The organism is Corynebacterium sp. HMSC074A09 (assembly GCF_001811545.1).
In the GTDB taxonomy this organism is placed as follows: Bacteria; Actinomycetota; Actinomycetes; order Mycobacteriales; family Mycobacteriaceae; genus Corynebacterium; species Corynebacterium hiratae.
Genome location: NZ_KV805090.1, coordinates 21,055 through 39,133 on the forward strand (window position 1 = coordinate 21,055; position 18,079 = coordinate 39,133).

At 62.7% G+C, this 18,079-nt stretch carries 16 protein-coding genes; 7 read left to right on the forward strand and 9 right to left on the reverse strand.

The genetic code is table 11. The features are described from left to right. The first annotated feature begins 64 nt into the window (after nucleotides 1-64). Nucleotides 65-535, forward strand: coding sequence for a YdcF family protein (locus HMPREF2807_RS00115; protein WP_070509553.1), 471 nt, complete (start codon nucleotides 65-67; stop codon nucleotides 533-535). Here the strand turns inward: HMPREF2807_RS00115 and HMPREF2807_RS00120 are convergent. Further along, entirely contained in the window at nucleotides 516-977 is a 462-nt protein-coding gene (locus HMPREF2807_RS00120; protein WP_070509505.1) for a hypothetical protein, read from the reverse strand. The genes HMPREF2807_RS00115 and HMPREF2807_RS00120 overlap by 20 nt on opposite strands. A 38-nt stretch (nucleotides 978-1,015) precedes the next feature. Next, complete coding sequence (locus HMPREF2807_RS00125; RefSeq protein ID WP_070509506.1) at nucleotides 1,016-2,056, reverse strand: ribonuclease HI; 1,041 nt, start codon at nucleotides 2,054-2,056, stop codon at nucleotides 1,016-1,018. A 95-nt stretch (nucleotides 2,057-2,151) separates the two neighbouring features. Between HMPREF2807_RS00125 and HMPREF2807_RS00130 the strand changes: the two genes are divergently transcribed. Then, the gene (locus HMPREF2807_RS00130) at nucleotides 2,152-2,646 is read left to right on the forward strand and encodes an RNA polymerase sigma factor (protein ID WP_046647003.1); all 495 of its coding nucleotides are present in this window, start codon (nucleotides 2,152-2,154) and stop codon (nucleotides 2,644-2,646) included. Further along, entirely contained in the window at nucleotides 2,639-3,688 is a 1,050-nt protein-coding gene (locus HMPREF2807_RS00135) for a hypothetical protein (protein WP_070509508.1), read from the forward strand. Before HMPREF2807_RS00130 ends, HMPREF2807_RS00135 begins: the two co-directional genes overlap by 8 nt. Here the strand turns inward: HMPREF2807_RS00135 and HMPREF2807_RS00140 are convergent. Then, nucleotides 3,685-4,242, reverse strand: coding sequence for a TetR/AcrR family transcriptional regulator (locus HMPREF2807_RS00140; RefSeq protein WP_046647001.1), 558 nt, complete (start codon nucleotides 4,240-4,242; stop codon nucleotides 3,685-3,687). The two genes, HMPREF2807_RS00135 and HMPREF2807_RS00140, sit on opposite strands and share 4 nt — an antisense overlap. Nucleotides 4,243-4,486: 244 nt before the next feature. Here HMPREF2807_RS00140 and HMPREF2807_RS00145 point away from each other — a divergent pair, with 244 nt between their 5' ends. Together HMPREF2807_RS00145 and HMPREF2807_RS13280 are read left to right on the forward strand one after the other, a co-directional pair. Further along, nucleotides 4,487-5,662, forward strand: a complete 1,176-nt coding sequence (locus HMPREF2807_RS00145) for an acyl-CoA dehydrogenase family protein (RefSeq protein WP_070509510.1) — start codon at nucleotides 4,487-4,489, stop codon at nucleotides 5,660-5,662. A 448-nt stretch (nucleotides 5,663-6,110) separates the two neighbouring features. Beyond that, on the forward strand, nucleotides 6,111-7,025 hold the full coding sequence (locus HMPREF2807_RS13280) for a DUF559 domain-containing protein (RefSeq protein ID WP_083306644.1): 915 nt from the start codon (nucleotides 6,111-6,113) through the stop codon (nucleotides 7,023-7,025). A gap of 347 nt (nucleotides 7,026-7,372) precedes the next feature. On the opposite strand, the gene HMPREF2807_RS00150 is transcribed toward HMPREF2807_RS13280, so the two are convergent. Next, nucleotides 7,373-9,619, reverse strand: coding sequence for a 3-hydroxyacyl-CoA dehydrogenase/enoyl-CoA hydratase family protein (locus HMPREF2807_RS00150; protein ID WP_070509511.1), 2,247 nt, complete (start codon nucleotides 9,617-9,619; stop codon nucleotides 7,373-7,375). After that, nucleotides 9,620-10,780 (reverse strand): acetyl-CoA C-acyltransferase, encoded by a 1,161-nt coding sequence (locus tag HMPREF2807_RS00155; protein ID WP_070509554.1) that lies wholly within the window; start codon nucleotides 10,778-10,780, stop codon nucleotides 9,620-9,622. 217 nt (nucleotides 10,781-10,997) lie between these two features. Between HMPREF2807_RS00155 and HMPREF2807_RS00160 the strand changes: the two genes are divergently transcribed. Both HMPREF2807_RS00160 and HMPREF2807_RS00165 read left to right on the forward strand, forming a co-directional pair. Then, on the forward strand, nucleotides 10,998-12,251 hold the full coding sequence (locus HMPREF2807_RS00160; protein ID WP_070509512.1) for an NRAMP family divalent metal transporter: 1,254 nt from the start codon (nucleotides 10,998-11,000) through the stop codon (nucleotides 12,249-12,251). Next, the gene (locus tag HMPREF2807_RS00165; protein WP_369816128.1) at nucleotides 12,242-13,021 is read left to right on the forward strand and encodes a putative hydro-lyase; all 780 of its coding nucleotides are present in this window, start codon (nucleotides 12,242-12,244) and stop codon (nucleotides 13,019-13,021) included. Before HMPREF2807_RS00160 ends, HMPREF2807_RS00165 begins: the two co-directional genes overlap by 10 nt. 226 nt (nucleotides 13,022-13,247) lie before the next feature. Here the strand turns inward: HMPREF2807_RS00165 and HMPREF2807_RS00170 are convergent, their stop codons facing one another. Genes HMPREF2807_RS00170 through HMPREF2807_RS00185 form a run of 4 tightly spaced genes read right to left on the reverse strand, consistent with a single transcriptional unit; the run spans nucleotide 13,248 to nucleotide 17,960 of the window. Then, a complete protein-coding gene (locus HMPREF2807_RS00170) occupies nucleotides 13,248-13,847 on the reverse strand; it encodes a GntR family transcriptional regulator (protein ID WP_070509513.1) in 600 nt (199 codons plus the stop codon). 22 nt (nucleotides 13,848-13,869) lie between these two features. Beyond that, entirely contained in the window at nucleotides 13,870-15,627 is a 1,758-nt protein-coding gene (locus HMPREF2807_RS00175; RefSeq protein WP_070509514.1) for an acetyl/propionyl/methylcrotonyl-CoA carboxylase subunit alpha, read from the reverse strand. 24 nt (nucleotides 15,628-15,651) lie between these two features. After that, nucleotides 15,652-17,199 (reverse strand): 5-oxoprolinase subunit B/C family protein, encoded by a 1,548-nt coding sequence (locus HMPREF2807_RS00180; RefSeq protein WP_070509515.1) that lies wholly within the window; start codon nucleotides 17,197-17,199, stop codon nucleotides 15,652-15,654. Beyond that, complete coding sequence (locus HMPREF2807_RS00185; protein WP_070509517.1) at nucleotides 17,199-17,960, reverse strand: 5-oxoprolinase subunit PxpA; 762 nt, start codon at nucleotides 17,958-17,960, stop codon at nucleotides 17,199-17,201. The genes HMPREF2807_RS00180 and HMPREF2807_RS00185 overlap by 1 nt, the downstream gene beginning before the upstream one ends. Between the last annotated feature and the right edge of the window lie 119 nt (nucleotides 17,961-18,079).

The following is an 18,079-nucleotide window of genomic DNA, read 5'->3' on the forward strand; positions in this document are numbered from 1 at the left end:
TTGATCTTAAGAGCCGACTACGCACATACTCATGCTGACCAGTATGCACGCTAAGCTAGCGGGCATGCAGTTTCCGCTTCTGGTGTTGGGCGCGCGCGTGGAGGGCGGCGAGCCGGGCTCGCTGCTGCGCAGCCGCTTGGACCGCGCGGTGGTGATGGCGCGCGTGCTGCCGGAGGAGCCGATCATCGTATCCGGTTACGGGGAAGCGGAGCCGATGGCGCGCTACCTCATCGAGCGGGGCGTTAATCCGGAGCGGATTCGCCTCGAACCACTCGCTACGAGCACCAACGAGAACCTCGAGCGCGCGCATGCGCTGTGCCCGGACTATAGCTATTTTCGCGTTGTGACCAATGACTTCCACGTGCTGCGCACCCGCCTGTGGGCCTGGCACCTAGGGATTCGGGTCCGCATGCACGGCGTTGGCACCCCGCGGAAAGACCGCCCGTGGAACTACCTGCGCGAGGTGGTGGCGACTCCGCATTCGCTGCTGCGCATCGTGTGGAGGCGGGTGGTTGCTAGGCGCCGAAGAAGATGAGCACGAGGGCAACCAACCAGATGACAAACCAGTGGCGCTTCTGCGGCGTGGTCGGGTTGGCTTTCTGCTGCAGCGTTTTGATGAAGTACCACGCGCCGGGCAAAGCGAAGCCGAGGCCGAAGGCTACGTCGCCATCGGTAATCGCGGTGAAGCCGACCAAGAATGAGAACAGGCTGAGCAGGCCCTTGAAGACGGAAAAGCGGTGAATCTTGCCGCCCGTTGAGTGCTGCTCGAGGGAATAGTCCTGCAGCGGGGCCGGGGCGTATGCGCGCTCAGACTCGGCAAAAGGCTCAGCAAAAGGATCCGCGAAAGGCGTCACAGGCGGAGTCTCAGAAGGCGCCGCATACGCCTCACGCGCGGGCTCCGCGAAGGGGTTCGCTCCACGGCCGTTGAAAGGCTTGGCCGGCTCCTCGAAGGGATTGGAGTCAAAGGGATTGCTCATGCGATTTACCCTAGGCCACCCATGCCCCGAACCCCGAATTAGAGCTTGGCCAACGTCTTCCTAATGCCCTCTTTCAGCGTTGCCCGCGACTGTTTCATCGGATGCGCAATTGCGCGCAGGCCCATGTACGCAATCTGGTCCGCCGCGCGGTTCAGCGGGTCACCCGCATGCCCCATCACGCGGCGAATGGTCACCTCGCAGACTCCCTCCACGTCATGCCACGCTTGCTGGAAGCGCGAGCGCGAGCCCGAGGATAGCCCCCGCCACACGCCCCGCGAGCGCATCGCCTTCGAGCCCTTCTTCCGAATCTGCTCCACCGCTTCCAACGCGGCGACGGAGTCTGACTCGATGATCGCCTTGGTTGCGCCGACCTTGAGCAGGTATTTCAGTGCGAGCGTCAAGGATTCGAGTTCAAGCTCATCGGTGCTGGCCGTCGTCTTGCGCGTGCGCAACCGGTAGTCGCCATTGCTGGCCACGAAGCACATCGAGCCCTTAAACACCGTGTCCGAGGAGGCATCCGTGGCGATGCGCACGGTAGCGTCCTCCGGCCAGGAGGAGGCCGTCGAGAAGTTCGGCCACCAGTGCGCCTTTGGCGTCTCTACCTTTACCACCTGCTTTTTACGCGGGGCCTCGCCTTCTTTCTTCGCGCGGCGCGCGGTGATTCCGGCCTGCTTGCGGCGTACGGAGCTAGCGCTTTTCGACGCCCTATTCTCCTCCGCAAAACTCCCTGTCACGGTATAGCCGCGTTCCTCCAGGGCGGCGCGCAGTGCCGCTTGTCGGCGCCCAGTGACGATCCATTTGCGCCCTCGGATATTTTTCGTGGCCTTCTCCAGCTCGCGGACGGCTACCTCAACGATATCGCCTTTCATGATCTGGCCCTTGCGCACGAAGCGCGTTTTCTTGGTGTTGACGGCGATGACCCAGCCGTCAATCGTGCCGTTCTCGGCGGAATCCCAGCGCTCATCCCACAGCGCAATAGCCACGTGCACGGGTGCTGAGATCATGTCCTTGGTGATCTTGCGCGTGCCGTAGGTGCGCGACTGCGTGCCCGTCAGGGCGGAGAGCTCGAGTGGTTCCATAGCCCTACTAGTAAACCATTTCAGTACTTTTCTGTAACGCTCGGCTGTCTGATGCAACATACTCAGTGAGCCCACGAACTATATGGAGTTATTTAGTGTCTGTCCTTACCTTGCCTGGTTCGCGCAAGCGGGAATTCTCCCGCCTGTTTCGCGAGCATTACCCGGCGGTGCTGGCCTATTTGCGCCGTCGCGTCCCACCGAGTCACGCGGAAGAGCTGGCGGCCGACGTTTTCGAGCGGGCGTGGGCCGGCTTCGACTCGTTGCGCGGCACGCCGCTGCCGTGGCTGTATGGCATCGCCCGCAACGTGATGCGCGAGTTCTACCGCACCCGCCGGGAAACGGAGAACCTCGATGATCACGAGCTGGAGTCCTACGCCGGCTATGACGCTGTCGATGCCAACCTCGACATCACGCGCGCGCTGATGCAGCTCTCGCACGCCGAGCGCGAAATTCTCACTCTCCATGCCTGGGAGGGGCTCGACCATCCCGATATCGCCGAGGTCCTCGGCATTTCCCGCAACAACGTGCGTGTTCGCCTGCACCGCGCACGCACCCACCTTTCCGAACTCACAGGAGAAACCGATGTCTAACTCTCTCGACAAACTCCGCGCCGCCAACCCCGTTCCCGACACCGCGCTTGACGACGCCTCCCTCACCCGCTCCGAAGACACCCTCGCAAAGATCACGAAGGGCCGCCCCACGTGGACCATTGCGGCGGCGTCCGTCGCGGTGCTTGCGCTCATCGGCGGTGCCTTCCCGCTGCTCAATCACTCGGAGCCCGTGGCCTCGGCTGCGGAGATCCTGACCCAGGCCGGCGAAGCTGCAGCCACTCAGCCCGATGCCGTGGATAAAGGCGTGACCGCGAAGGAATACATGAAGCGCGTCGATACGCTTGGTGATGCCACGGCAATCACCGAATATGCGGTGGATGCTGGCGGTGCCGTGGAGGTGTCCTCGCAGGGCGAGGTGCCGGGCTTCGATCCGCAGCCTTCTATCAACCCGGAGGACCTCGTCGTTGCGACGGATCGTGCTGGGCTGGAGAAGCTGGCGGATTCCGCCCCGAATCGCGCACTAGGCGCGCTGGAGCTGCTGCTCCAGCCGGGACTGAGTAGCGAGCAGCAGAAGATTGCCTATGACATGCTGGCGGACGCGGAGGGCAATGAGGTCGGCACTGTTGAGGGCGAAGGCGAGGACCAGCTGGTCACCGTGATTCGCGATTCTGACCGCGTCTCTTTCTCTGTCTTGCCCGCCACCGGCCAGTTGGTGCGCGTGGTTGGACTCGTAGGCCCAGACGTGGAAACCACCATCGATGCCACGGCCATTTTGGACTGTGTCTCCGTCACGGGCCTGGAGGGCCCGGACCGCATCTCGCTGGCCTGTGCGGATAATAACTACTTGGTCAACCAGCTTGAATGGCAGCACTGGGGCGCGGATGCCGCGGAGGCAGACGGCGTGGCCATCGAGAATAACTGTGACCCCAACTGCGCGGAAGGCACATTCAATGAGGATCGGGTAAAGGTGGTCGTCGACAAGCGCGTGGCGTGCGGCTACCACGCCGAGGTCTACTCCCGCGTGCGCGTGCAGTACCCGGATGGGCGTGAGGAAGAGCAGCAGATTGGTTGTGCGCCCTAGGTAAGCTGGCGCAGGGCGAACTGGCCGTACATGTCACCTAAAGCCTCGGCGGTGTAGTCACCGTCGGGGCTAAACCATTGGGCCACGCCGATGCCCATATCGATGAGCGCCCAGCAGGCGATTTTGAGGTTCTCCGCGTGGAAGTCGCCCTCGTTGACCACGGCCATCCAGCGGGCGACATAATCGCGGCGCAGCTGCAGGACGACGGACTTGTGGGGCTCTTCGAGGTTGGTGAGCTCGTTGTTGACCACGCGGACGCGCCGGGCGTGGGTGGCGTGGTAGATGACGTGGGCTTTCATGGTGGCGACGAGCTTGTCGCGGGGATCGCTCAGCCCGGCGAGGCAGGCGGCGTTGGCGCGCAGGAGGTCCTCCATGGCGGTGATGGTGACTTCGGCGAGAAGCTCTTGTTTGGAGGAGTAGTGGTTGTACAGGCTGGAGGCGCGCATGCCGACGGCTTTGGCGATGTCCTCCATGCCGGTGGCGTGATAGCCGCGTTGGTCAAAGAGGTCGAGTGCGGCGGCGGCGATTTGGTCGCGGCGTCTCTGGTTGGCCATGGTGGGCGTCCTCCTCAATGAGCTAATGGTGGTTAGTGTACCTGCGATACGGGCTGCGGGGGACGGTGGGGTACTGGATTGTCTGGTGGCTGTGCGTGCGTGGTCGTGCTGCATTGCGTGTGGTCGGGCCGCGTTATGTGCGGGGCAATCGCATTATGTGTGGAGCACTTGACAGCCCGGGGAGAGTCAGGTCACAATTGGGGCTAATCGCCATTCGTATTGCCTGTTTGTTGGAGAATTTACTATGTCCCACAACCTTTTCGAGCCCACCACTGATTTCTTGGGTGTTTTTGACGACCTCTCTGCATCAGATGCTGCTGGGTGGAAGCGTGCGGCGCAGTTTCGCGAGTACTCCGCCCCGGTGATCAACCAGCACTGGCAGGCTGCGGAGTACCCGCTGGACTTGGTTCAGCGCTTGGGCGACTTGGACGTGATGACGGATGGTTTGGCGGTGGAAGGCCACGAGCAGATGTCGACGCTTGGTGCTGGCTTGGCACTCATGGAGGTCACGCGTGCGGATGCCTCGATGGGCACGGTGATTGCGGTGCAGGCTGGGCTGGCCATGCGCTCAATTTCGATGCTGGGCTCTCCGGAACAGCAGGCTGAGTACCTGCCGCAGATGGCTTCGTGTTCGCTGCTCGGCGCTTTCGGGCTGACGGAGCCAGCTCACGGTTCGGACTCGATTGCTTTGGAGACGACCGCGGTGCGCGATGGCGATGAGTGGGTGCTCAACGGTGAGAAGAAGTGGATTGGTAATGGCGCTTCCGGCGGCATCACGATCATCTATGCGCGCATGGAGGATGGCAATGTTGGCGGTTTCATCGTGCCGCAGGAGGCTCCTGGTTATTCGGCTTCCGTTATTGAGGGCAAGCTTTCTCTTCGCGCTATCCACCAGGCGCACATCACGTTGACTGATTGCCGAATCCCCGCCGCCAACCAGCTACCGGGCTGCCGCAGCTTCAAGGATGTGTCTCGCGTGCTGACTGCTACACGCATTGGTGTGTCCTGGATGGCGCTGGGGTCGGCGGTGGCCTGCTATGAGATTGCCCGCTCCTATGTGCTCGAGCGCGTGCAGTTTGGTCGCGAGCTGGCGAAGGCACAGATCATTCAGCAACGCTTGGCCAACATGGTGCTTGACTTGAGCCAGATGATGCTGACCTGCCGTGAGGTCTCATTACGCGAAACCGCAGGGACTTTGGCTCCGGAGCAAGCCTCGGCGGCGAAGCTCCACAACACGCGGGCCGCGCGCCGCATCGCCGCCGATGCCCGCGACATGCTCGGCGGGGTGGGCATCCTGCTGGAAAACGACATCGCGCGCCACTTCGCCGACATCGAGGCCATGCACACCTACGAAGGCACTGATACCGTGCAGTCCCTGATTATGGGCAAGAAGATTACGGGCTTCTCGGCCTACAAGTAGCGATTCGAAGTGGCCCCTATTTCACCGTGCCCATCTTTTCCCCACTATCGCGGCCCCTCTAGGTTCGAGTCCTGGTGGGGAGGCTACTCGTTGCTTCCGGGTGGAAGGCCCGCATGCTCTCGGGTGCCGCAATCTTAGTTGGCATCTTCTAGAAGGCATCTGTCAAAAGGCGTTTTTAAGTCCAAAAACGCCTTTTGGGCTTTCTAAATGGCGTTTTTAGAGGCAAAGATGCCTTTTGGGGGATGCCGTTTGTTGGGCGCCTTTTGGGGATGTCTATTGGTAGGCATCTTTTGTGAGCTGTCGGCTCCCGCCTACAGGATGCCAAGCATTGGTAAGCCATGCGACTAATCGTGTCGGTCGCGCGACTCCGGACTAGAATCCCACAGATCTTTGCTAGATAAGGAACCCGCTATGGCATTCCAAGGCAGAGTTTGCACAAAGTAGATGCATGAATGATTTTGATAAGCTCATTTACCTTCGTTCACTTCCCAATGAGCATCCGGTGTGGCGCGGTTTAGCAAATGGTTCCATCATTCGGCTAACTTCCCGATACGCAATTTCGCGTGATTTCTACGCGAAGCTCCCGCGACACCGCCAGCAGCTTATCGATATTAGGGCAGTAGGACTTAGTGCACACAATGCCGTGGTAGTCGGGGTATCGGCGGCACGTCTCTTAGGGCTTTGGACGCTTCCGCCAGTCGGTGAGCGGGTGTCGGTAGCGCGTCTTTCTAAGTCGGTTCCGAGGAGGCAGGTTTGGGGAGACAAAGTTAGCTATCGCAAAATGGCAATTCCCTCTGAGCATATTCTGACGAATGAGGGCGTTAGGTGCACGTCCGTTGCACGCACGTGTCTTGATATTGCGCGTTTATGGTCTTTCGCTGAAGGTCTTATGGCTATGGACTGCGCGTTGCGGCGAAGGCTCGTGAGTGTCGATGAACTAAGGAGAATGGCGGTTGCACTTGGCAGAGCTAAAGGAATTGCAGCTGCCAGGGAGGCGGTTAAGTATGCAAGTTCTCTGCCAGAAGCTCCATATGAATCATGGGCTCGTGCGCTCATTATTGAAGCTGGATTAGGTACCAAAATTCGACTGCAGTGTGAACTGCCCGGTGGTTTTCGCCCCGACCTTCTTGTTGGAGACAACCTTGTCGTCGAAATTGATGGTGCCGTGAAATATGACGGCGAAACGTTCGGCAAGCCCACTGACGCAGTTATCCGGGCAGAACGACAACGCGAGAAACATATTCAGAACATGGGCTTTGTAGTCCTGCGGTTTACTCCCGCTGAATTGCTTCAAGAGAAAGGTCGGGTAGTTAGTGAGATTCGGAGTGCCCTGGAGGGATTGCAGCGGCGCCAGTCGGCTTAACGGAATGCCGGCTGGGTCTGCTCACAAATGGCATCTGTCAAAAGGCATCAGTTAGAAGGTGTTTTCAGGCCTGAAAATGCCTTCTTTGGTTGACAAATGGCGTTTTTGAAGCCAAAAACGCCTTTTGTGAGATGCCGTCTAGAAGATGCCGTTTGCAGTTGGACTAGACCTCCGACTTTCGCTGCCAGGAAAGCCGTGAAGCTCCGTGCTGTGAGCAGCTGAGAACACCGAAGCCCCGCTCCGAAGACAGGAGCGGGGCGGTGCGCTCGGTGGCGTGCTCGACGATGTGCCAGATAGCGTGTCAGCCGGCTAGAAGAAAGAGCGGCGAGCCGGGCAACAAAGCAGGGCTAGTTGTTGAGGGGCTTGCGGGTGGCTGCCATGTGCTTGGCGCGCTCCACGTTGGCCGGCATGAGGACCAGCGGCACGTCGAACTCCACTTCGCGCTCACAGAACTCGGTGAAGCTCAGTGAAACCGGGTCCGAGCTGGATTCAGGAGCAGGGGCGTCAGTTGAGGAGGCAGCGGAGGTGGAGCTAGGAGCGGTGTACATCTCGGCGAGTTTGGCCACGATAACGTGGTCGTTCTCGGTGGTGCCCTCGATGGGCCAGTCACGGTCCAAGGCGGGGGAGCCAGAGTACATCTCGATAGAAGCGTCTGCAGGCGGGGTGTAGGAGGCAGCCAGGTCCGCGGCCTCGAGCAAAGCGTGAGCGAGGACGTGGTCGAAGGACATGAGCACGACGTCATCCGAGGATAAGAAGCCAGCCTTCTGGGCTTCGAAAGCAGAAGAGAAGTTGCGCGCCGAGGCGATGAAGTCGAAGGCCTTCTGGTGGTAGTCTTCAACGCCGGCCGCCTTGAGGCGCTCCAGCGAGGAGATTGTGCCCGTCCAGCCTGGGTAGAGACCCACGGTGCGCTCCGGGAAACCGAGGCGCGCATCGGCATGAGCAACAATGCGGTCGCAGGACAGCGCAGTTTCAAAGCCGCCACCCAAGGCAACACCCCGCACAGCCGCTACCACGGGAACCGGGGCGAACTTGAGCGCACGCAGGGTCTTGGAGCCATCCGAAATCAATGATTCGACGCGCGAAGCGGAACCCGATTCACCCGCAGCCGCAATGGAAGCGAGGTCCGCCCCCGCGCAGAAGACCGGCTTGTCGTTAGCAATGACCAGAGCGACAAGGTTGGAAGAGGACACAGCGTCGAGGGCCGCGCGAATAACTGAAAGGGCCGGGGTTGGCATGGAGTTCATCGGTGTGTGCAGGTCGATGATGCCGATGCGTCCAGCAGAGGTGGACACCGCGTGGACCGCGCCCGCCTCCAGAGAAACGATGGTCTCAGTATCAAGAGAGGCCAGCGTTACGACGCCCTCGCGCGGCGCGAGCTCCTGGCGCGAACCAGTCGAGGAGAGCACCGAGCCCTCGCCATAAAAGCCACCCGCCGAAGCAGCGGCCGAGACCAATGCAGGAACATCGGAGCCGTAGGCGGAGGCGACGTGGTCGATGCCGATGGCGTCGGCAAGCGCGAAGATGCCCTTCTTCCAACCGAAGCCCAAGGTGAGGCCCTCATCGATGAGGCCCACGTGGTCCGCGATGGAGGGCGCGACCTCGCAGCAGTAGGCCAGCGTGTCGAGGAAGACCGCGCGGGCGAAGCGGCCGCCGGGGGAGTCGGTGTCCATGACCTCGCGGGGATCCTTGAGGCCCACGACAGGATCAGACAACGTTGAGCGGGGCACGTACTCGTAGGACTCAGAAATAACCTCGTTACGGCCGCGGTAGAAGCCACCCTCACCGGTGCGGCCGGTCAGCCCCCGGGAGACGAGGCCCTCGATGAAGGGGTCATCGCCGAGGGGGACGTCAAGAAGCGGATCGCCCGCCGGCAGGGCCGTCTCCAGGGACTTCCAGATCGGCTTGACCAGCTGGAGGCCGATGTAATCGAGCAGCCCGAAGATACCGGTGCGGGGGATGCCGAAGGCGCGGCCGAAGGAGGCGTCGGCAAGCTCGTAGCTCACGTCGAACTCGCGGGCGCGGGCCACGCCGGCAGCCATCCAGTAGCAGCCCACGCGGTTGGCAATAAACCCTGGGGTATCGCGGCATTCGAGCGCAATCTTGCCCAGCGTCTGCTCGATGGTCGTACGCAGAGCAGCCTCCGTCGGGCCAGACGCAATGAGCTCTACCAGGCGCATGATCTTCGGCGGATTGAAGAAGTGCGTGATGGCGAACTTATCGCGGCGGGCCTCCGGCACGCCCTCAAGAAGAGAGGCTAGCGGCAGGGTTGAGGTATTCGAGCTCAACAGAGCGTCCGCGGGCAAATGAGGCTCGATGGCCTGGTAGAGCGAATGCTTGGCGCCCAAGTCCTCGAAGATGGCCTCGATGACCCACTCGCGGTCCTTCAGCAGGGCGTAGTCATCGCTGGCGCGAACGCGCTCGGCAAATTCCGGCAGGTGGAAGCCCTTGCGCTTGAGCTGGATCTCGACGCCTCGCTGGGCGCCCTCCGCGTTCTGGTCCAGCAGCACGACGTCCATGCCTGCGGAGGCGCAGAGCGCGGCGATGCCAGAACCCATAGACCCTGCGCCGATGACGGCTACCTTGGTGATGCTCATTTACTTCGCTCCATTCTCAATAATCAAGGCGATTCCTTGACCGCCGCCGATGCACATGGTGACCAGGCCATAGCGCTTACCCTGACGGCGCAGCGCATAAGCCAGCTTGGTCAGCAGGATGATGCCCGTGGCGCCAACCGGGTGGCCGTGCGCGACGGCACCGCCATAGATATTCGTCTTCGCCGGGTCGAAACCCAGATGATCCTGCACGGCGATGGCCTGGGCGGCGAAGGCCTCGTTGGATTCGATGAGGTCGATATCGTCTAGGCTCAGGCCGGCCTTCTCTAAAGCCTTCGGCACGGCGGCGACCGGGCCAATGCCCATGCGCGTCGGGTCCACGCCCGCGACGGACCAGGACACAATCTTTGCCAGCGGGTCCAGGCCACGCTTGGTCACCTCCTCCGCGGTGGCCAGCACGGCGGCCGCGGCACCATCGTTGATGCCGGAGGCGTTGCCGGCGGTGACGGTTCCATCTTTAACGAAGACGGGCTTGAGCTTTGCCAGCTTCTCGACGTCCGTCTCCCGCACCCCCTCATCAAAATCCAGCTCGCCGACGGGGACGATTTCCTCGGCATGCATACCTTCCGTGCGGGCCTTCGCGGCGCGCGCCTGGGATTCGGCGGCGAACTCGTCCTGGCGCTCGCGGGAGATGTTGTTATCGGCGGCGACGTTCTCCGCGGTTACGCCCATATGCCCGGTGCCGAAGGGACAGGAGAGTGCGCCGGTGAGCCAGTCGTAGAGTTTGCCGTCACCCATGCGCTTGCCAAAGCGCGCGCCTTCGACGGAATAGGGCGCGTTGCTCATGGATTCCGCGCCGACGGCCAGCGCCAGGGAGCCGTCGCCAGTCTGCAGGAGCTGGGCCGCGCTGATGACGGCCTGGACACCGGAGCCGCAGAGGCGGTTGACTCCCATGGCGGTGGAGGAGTCTGGCATGCCCACGTTCTTGGCAATCGCCCGGGAGAGGTAGAGGTCCTTCGGCACAACGGGCATGACATTGGAAGCCACGGCGGTATCGAGGTCGGCGCCGGAAAGCCCCGAACGATCAATAGCTGCTTCGGCGGCGAGTGAACCGAGCTCAGTGAGGGGAAGGCGGGCCAGGCTACCGCCAAATTTGCCAATAGGCAGGCGCGCAGCTCCTGCGATGTAGATGTCCTGGGGCATGAGTTCCTCCATAGATTTATGCGAATGACCATTAGTTAACTTGTATCCTAGGTCACTTTCTATTGTCGTGCAATGAAATCTGGCGAGGGGTGTGGGGTGGCTGCACCTTTGGCGTGGGTGTAACGTGCGCCACCCCCGCGCTGTTTACAGATTGTTCAACAACCCCTATGCTTTCACCAACGTTTAATGCGACCTTCGTCACGAAAGGTGCCCAACAATGAGCTTGGAACCCACCAACCCCTCCGCTTCCCAGGAAGCCGCCCAGAACGCGCCGCAAGAAGCGCAGGCCCCCAAGGGCATCGGCGCCATGGCCGGTGCCATGTTCCTCATGGCTACCTCCGCCATCGGCCCCGGCTTTTTGACCCAGACTTCCGTCTTCACCGTGCAGATGGGCGCGGCCTTCGCCTTCGCCATTGCGCTGTCGATCATCGTCGACATCGCCATCCAGCTCAACGTGTGGCGCGTGCTTGCTATCTCCGGCATGCGTGCCAACGAGCTGGGTAATACCGTTCTGCCTGGCCTTGGATGGTTCCTCGCCATTCTCGTCTTCATCGGTGGCATGGTCTTTAATATCGGTAACATCGCTGGCTCTGGCTTGGGTCTTAACGCCCTGCTGGGCATCGATGCCCGCATCGGCGGCCTTATCGCCTCCGCTATCGCCATCTTCATCTTCCTGTCCAAGCGAGCCGGCGTAGCGCTCGACCGCATCGTCGCCGCGCTGGGCGCCATCATGATTCTGCTCATGCTCTACGTGGCGATTGTCTCCCAGCCGCCAGTGGGTGAGGCGCTGAAGAATACCGTCATGCCGGAGAGCGTCGATTTCTTCGTCATCACCACCCTCATCGGCGGCACCGTGGGCGGCTACATCACCTTCGCCGGCGCGCACCGCCTCATCGACTCCGGCCTGTCTGGACCGGAAAACGTCAACGCGATTACCAAGACTTCTGTCCTCGGCATCATCGTCACCGGCATCATGCGCGTGCTGCTCTTCCTCGCGGTCCTGGGCGTCGTCGCCACCGGCGTTGCGCTCTCTGAAGACAACACTGCCGCCGATGCCTTCCGTCACGCAGCCGGCGAATTTGGTCTCCGCGCCTTCGGCGTCGTCCTCTTCGCTGCCGGCCTGTCCTCCGTTATCGGTGCCTCCTACACCTCGATCACCTTCGTGACCACCCAGAAGGTCAGCCCGCGCACCCGCAATTTCCTCACCGTAGGCTTCATCGTTGTCTGCGCTATTCTCTTCGGCATTCTTAACTCCGCGCCGCAGAAGCTCCTCATCTTCGCGGGCGCCTTCAACGGCATCATCCTGCCTATCGCCTTCGCCATGATCATGTGGGTCGCGTTCAAGCGCCACGACCTCACCCACGGTGTCAAGCAACCGATGTGGCTCCTCATCGCTGGCGTGTTAGCGCTCGTGCTGGAAATCTTCATCGGCATCAAATCCATCTCCGGAATCGTTAACCTATGGGCATGATGCAGACCCCATCAGAGGTACGCGCCTTTGCCCGCGCACACGACATGACCACCACCGCCGGCCACGCCCGCGGCTTCATGCAGGCCAACCTCATCGCGCTGCCGAGCGAGTACGCTTTTGATTTCCTCCTCTTCGCTCAGCGCAATCCCAAGCCGTGCCCCATCGTGGGCGTGCTGGAGGCCGGGCAGTTCACCTCTGACCTCATCCCGGGCGGGGACATCCGCACCGACATCCCGGCCTACAACATCTACGAGGACGGCCAGCTTACGCAGACGCTTGACGACGCTTCCCCGTTCTACTCCGAAGATATCGTCTCCTTCCTCATCGGTTGTTCCTTTACCTTTGAGAACGCCCTTCTGGAAGATGGTATTTCCATCGCTCATATCGAGCAGGGCCGCAACGTACCGATGTATCGCACGACGATTCCCTGCACCCCGGCGGGAGTCTTCTCGGGGCCGATGGTTGTCTCCATGCGTCCCATTCCCGCGAGCCAGGTGTCCGATGCCGTCCGCGTCACCTCTCGCTACCCCTCCGTGCATGGCGCCCCGGTCCACGTGGGCGACCCGGCTGCCATCGGCATCGAAGACCTATCGCAGCCCGATTTCGGCGAAGCCGTCGACATTCCTGAGGGCACAATCCCGGTCTTCTGGGCGTGTGGCGTGACCCCGCAGGCCATCGTGATGAACTCGCGGCCCAGCCTGGCCATCACGCACGCCCCGGGCAAGATGTTGGTCACCGACATCCCGGACCGCGATTTCCTCATCCCCTGAGCCCCAGTTCGGTGGCGTTTTCCTCTAGCTCTCATGACGCCGATACATGGTTCTACTCAGATGGTTCTGGTCAGAAGGTTTGTTTGGGGGCAAACAAACCTTCTGTGAATGCGTACATGGTTCACTTGGGGGTAAACGAACCTTTTGACCCGAACCATCTCACTAGAACCATGTGGGCCGAGCAGTTTCGCGCGGGTGGAACCGGCTAACAGGAGCGCAGGCACAGTTAGAGGACCCGAAGAATCGAGTCCATCGCGCGCATCAAGTCCGCACGGCAGGCATCAGCCGCCGCCTCACGCTCACCCTGCGCGATGAGGTGGGCCAAGTCGATGTTGGCCTGCACGTGGTTATCGTGAATCTGCGGGTAGCGCTCCAGCGTCAACAAGAAGGTGAGTCGCATACGCGCCAGCAGGTGCGACATTGAGCGGTCCAGCGTCGGTGAGCCCAGACCAGCGACCAGCCTCTTGTGGAAGCGCTGATTGATGAGGGGGCGGGGAGCGTCGACAAGCACGGCGGATTCGGTCAGCCGCACCAGCTCGCCTGGGTCCTCGAAGGTGGCATAGCGCGCCGCGGCCGGCTCGATGGCGGCGCGCGCTAAATAAAGATCGCGCACGAAGTCGGCATCCGGGGTGGCAATGAAGACGCCCCTGTGCGGAATGCGCTCCACGATTCGCTCGGATGCGAGCATGGCGAAGGACTCCCGCAGGGTGTTGCGGGAGCATTCAAAGCGCTCGGCCGCGCGGACCTCACTGAGCTGCTGTCCGGGCATGTACTCGCCTTCAGAGATGGCGGCGCGGAGCGCGGAGGCGACGGAATCTGCAAGCATGCGACTTACAGTAGCCCGCCGGCTAGGAAATCGTGGCGATCACCGCGCCCGGTTCCAGCCTCGAGCCTTCCTTTGCCACACGGCTTAGCTTGCCCGCGGACGGGGCCTTGACCGCGGATTCCATCTTCATTGCCTCGATCGTGGCGATGGCCTGGCCTTCTTCGACGGTCTCGCCGTCTTCTACGTTCCATGCCACGAGGTTGGCCTCGTAGGGGCAGGTCACCTCGTTGCCGCTGCCGCTGGCCCCAGACGCCGCGCTTGCCGACGCCCCCTTCGCCGGCCCCTGCGACAACATCTCCGTGGGGAAGCCCACGCTGACCAGCTTGCCGTCGATTTCCAGCGCAACGCGGGTGCGCTGCGCGTAGATTGCCTCGACAGGGACGGTAGTGCTCGTAGCTTCCGCGGAGGGGCGGTAGTTGTGGTCGAGCCAGTCGGTGTAGATGCCGGCCGCGGCATCGGCGTCGCCGTGGTCCACGAGCACCTGGGAGGAGACCATATCGCGGTGGAAGGGCAGCACGGTGCGAACACCGTCGATGTCGAATTCCTGGAGGGCCTGCTGCGCGCGCTTCAACGCGATCTCGCGGGTCGGCCCCCACACCAGGAGCTTGGCCACGAGCGAGTCGTAGTAGGGCGGCACGATGGATCCGGAGCGCACGCCGGAATCCACGCGGATGCCGGGACCCGTCGGCGGCTCGAAGCGCACGATGGTGCCCGGGCACGGCGCGAAGCCGTTGAGGATGTCCTCGGCGTTGATGCGGAACTCGAAGGCGTGGCCGTCGGACACGGGGTCTGACGCGGGAGCGTCAGATAGGAAAGACAACGGTTCGCCGGAGGCGATGTGGAACTGCTCCGCAATGATGTCCACGCCCGTGACCATCTCGGTCACCGGGTGCTCCACCTGCACGCGGGTATTGACCTCGAGGAAGGAAATCGTGCCATCCTCGGAGACGATGTACTCGACGGTGCCTGCACCGGTGTAGCCGACCTTCGCGCAGATGGCGCGGGCGCCTTCGTGGATGCCGGTGCGCTGCTCGTCGCTAAGCGCGGGTGCCGGGGCCTCCTCGATGAGCTTCTGGAAGCGGCGCTGCGTGGAGCAATCGCGGGTGCCCAGCACGGCGACGTTGCCGTGCGTATCGGCCAGAATCTGCGCCTCCACGTGGCGCGGGTGGGTCAGGAACTTCTCCACGTAACATTCCGCACGCCCGAAAGCCTCCTTGGCCTCGCGGCCGGCGGAGTTGAAGGCGGCCTCGATGTCCTCGAGGTTTTCCACCACCTTGAGGCCGCGTCCGCCGCCGCCATAAGCCGCCTTGATGGCGATGGGCAGGCCGTGCTCCTCAGCGAAGGCTCGGGCCTCCTGCCAGTCATCGATGGGATCGGAGGTACCCGGTGCCAGCGGGGCGCCGACCTCCTCGGCCACGCGGCGCGCAGCAATCTTGTCACCGAGCAGCTCGATGGACTCCGGTGAGGGGCCAATCCACGTCAGGCCGGCCTCCGCTACGGTGCGGGCAAAGTCGGCGTTCTCCGAGAGGAAGCCATAACCGGGGTGGATGGCGTCAGCGCCGGCGCGCACGGCGATATCGAGGAGCGCCGGGATGTTCATGTAGGTATCCGCCGCGGAGTTGCCGGGAAGCGCATAAGCTTCGTCAGCCACCTGGGTGTGCAGGGCGCCGGCATCGGCTTCGGAGTAAATGGCGATGGAGCGGATGCCCAGGTCACGCGCGGTGCGGGCAATACGGACGGCGATCTCGCCGCGGTTAGCAATAAGGACTGCAGAGATCATGAGTGGGTGTTCCTTTACTAGTGTTTAAGCGAGTTCAAAGCGGACCGTCGCTCCCGGCGGGAGCTGCGCGGCAATATCAATATCTTCTTCAAGGACAGTGGCGATGACCGGGTAGCCACCGGTCACGGCGTGATCGCGGAGGAAAATCACGGGCTCACCACTCGGCGGGACCTGGACCGAACCGGCAACCATGCCCTCCGAGGGCAGCTCGCCCTCGCGGGCGCGGCTCAACGCTGCGGAACCCTCCGGGCCGACCAGGCGAACGCCCACGCGGTTGGATTGCGCGGTAACAGTCCACTCGGTGGCCAGGAAGGCCTCCAGGCTCTCGGGAGTAAACCAGTCATCGCGCGGGCCGAGCACGCAGCGCAGCACGCCCTCGGTCTGGCCATTCGCGCCTTCACGAACGCGCATCGGGTTACTTAGCTGGGCATCGGTCATTGCGGTGGAGCGGGGGAGGACGCCGATGACGTCGCCCAGCCGCACTGGCGCAGGGCCCAGCCCAGAGAGCACATCGGTGGAGGCCGAGCCCAGCTCCGCATCCGCCACGATGCCGCCGCGGATAGCGATGTAGTTGCGCAGACCCACCGTCGCGGGATCCACGGTCACCGTTGAGCCAGCGGTGACGAGCACCGGGCGCGCGAGGTGCACCGGCATATCGTCCAGCAGGACGCGGGATTGGGCGCCGGTGACGCACACGACGGCGTCGGTCAGCGCGCGCAGGCGAATGCCGCCGATATTCTCTAGCACGGTGGCGCCGCGCGGATTGCCCACCGCGACGTTGGCCGTGGCCGCCGCCGCCAGGTCGGCCGCACCCGAGGGCGTGACCCCCAAGTTGCCGCGGCCCGGGCGACCCTGATCCTGGAAGAGGGTGAGCAGGCCCGCATCGAGGACCTCCAAGCGCGGCAGGCGTGCCGGTGTGCGGCGGCCGAAAGGCGTGGTGGACACCACCTCTGGCAGTGAGCTCACCGCACGGTAGCGTACGCGGTCACCGGGCTGAACCAGCGCTGGCGGGTGGGCATCGGATTCCCACATCGGGGTCGAGGTGGTGCCCAGCAGCTGCCAGCCGCCGGGGGAGACGCGCGGGTAGACAGCGGAGAAACCGCCAGCAATACCCACGGCACCCGCCGGCACCGCGGTGCGCGGGGTGGCGCGGCGCTCGATGTTGAAGTTCTGCGCCGGGTCCGCCGGGGTGCAATAGGTAAAGCCTGGCGCGAATCCGCCGAAGGCGGCGAGCCACTCGGTAGACGTGTGCCAGTCAATGAGGCCTTCGCGCGACATCCCCATCAACTCGGCGGCCTCGTCGAGGTCTTCGCCGTCATAGAGAACGTCGATTTCCACAAAGCGCGGATCCTCGCCCGCCTGCGCGGTGGGGTGGAAGTCCTGCAGTTTCTCGGCGGAAGCTGCGGCGGAGTTCGGCGTGGCAAAGGTCAACAGCAGGGTGGTGGCAGCAGCAATCGCGTCGACTTGGTCCTTGAGCGGATTAGCGTCGAGGGCCGCGTGCCACGCCATGACCTGCGACAAGTCCTCCAGCTCTACGAGCAGCGCGCGCGTTCCTACGGGGTGAATATGCATCAGATAGCGCTCCGAATCTCAATCCCGCGCGCCTGCAGCTCCTTGACTACACCGCGCAGCAGCTTCACCGCGCCGGGCGAGTCACCGTGCGTGCACACCGACTGAGCATCCACGTTGAGCACGGAGCCGTCGATGGCGGTGATGGATCCGGTTTCGGCGACTTCGAGCACGCGCTTGACGACGTCCCCCTCATCACCCATTACCGCATTCGCTTCTCGCCGGGAGACGAGTGTGCCATCGGGGTTGTAGTTGCGGTCAGCGAAGGCCTCACGGATGACGGTGAGTCCTTTCTTCTCGGCGATGTCAACGGCGATGCCGCCGGGTAGCAGCATGACGGGGAGATCTCCGAAGGCCTTAATGCCGTCGATAACTGCGTGGGCCTGGGCCTCGTGGTGGACGATGGTGTTGTACATCGCGCCGTGCGGCTTGACGTAGACCACGCGGGTTCCGTTGGCCTGGGCTAAGGCTTGGAGGGCACCGATTTGGTAGGTGACTTCGTCGGCAAGCTCGGCAGGATCGTAATCGATGAAGCGGCGCCCGAAGGCTGCTGGGTCGTTATAGCCCACGTGCGCGCCGACGGTGACGCCTGCTTCTGCGGCCGCCTTGAGGGTGCCCGCGATGGAGTGCGGATCGCCGGCGTGGAAGCCGGTGGCGACGTTGGCGGAGGAGACGAGCTGGAGCATCGCGGCGTCATCGGCCACGGGGTTGCCGGCGGTGGTTTCGCCGAGGTCAGCGTTGAGGTCTATGTGCAGCGTGCTCATGACAGGAGGACACCTCTTCTATAGTTCTCGAATTGTTGAACAATCTATGGGTGCCTAGTGTAGTCCGCATCACGTCAGTTTGTGAAGTGTGTCCCGCAACTGCGTTGTGGGGGTAAGTG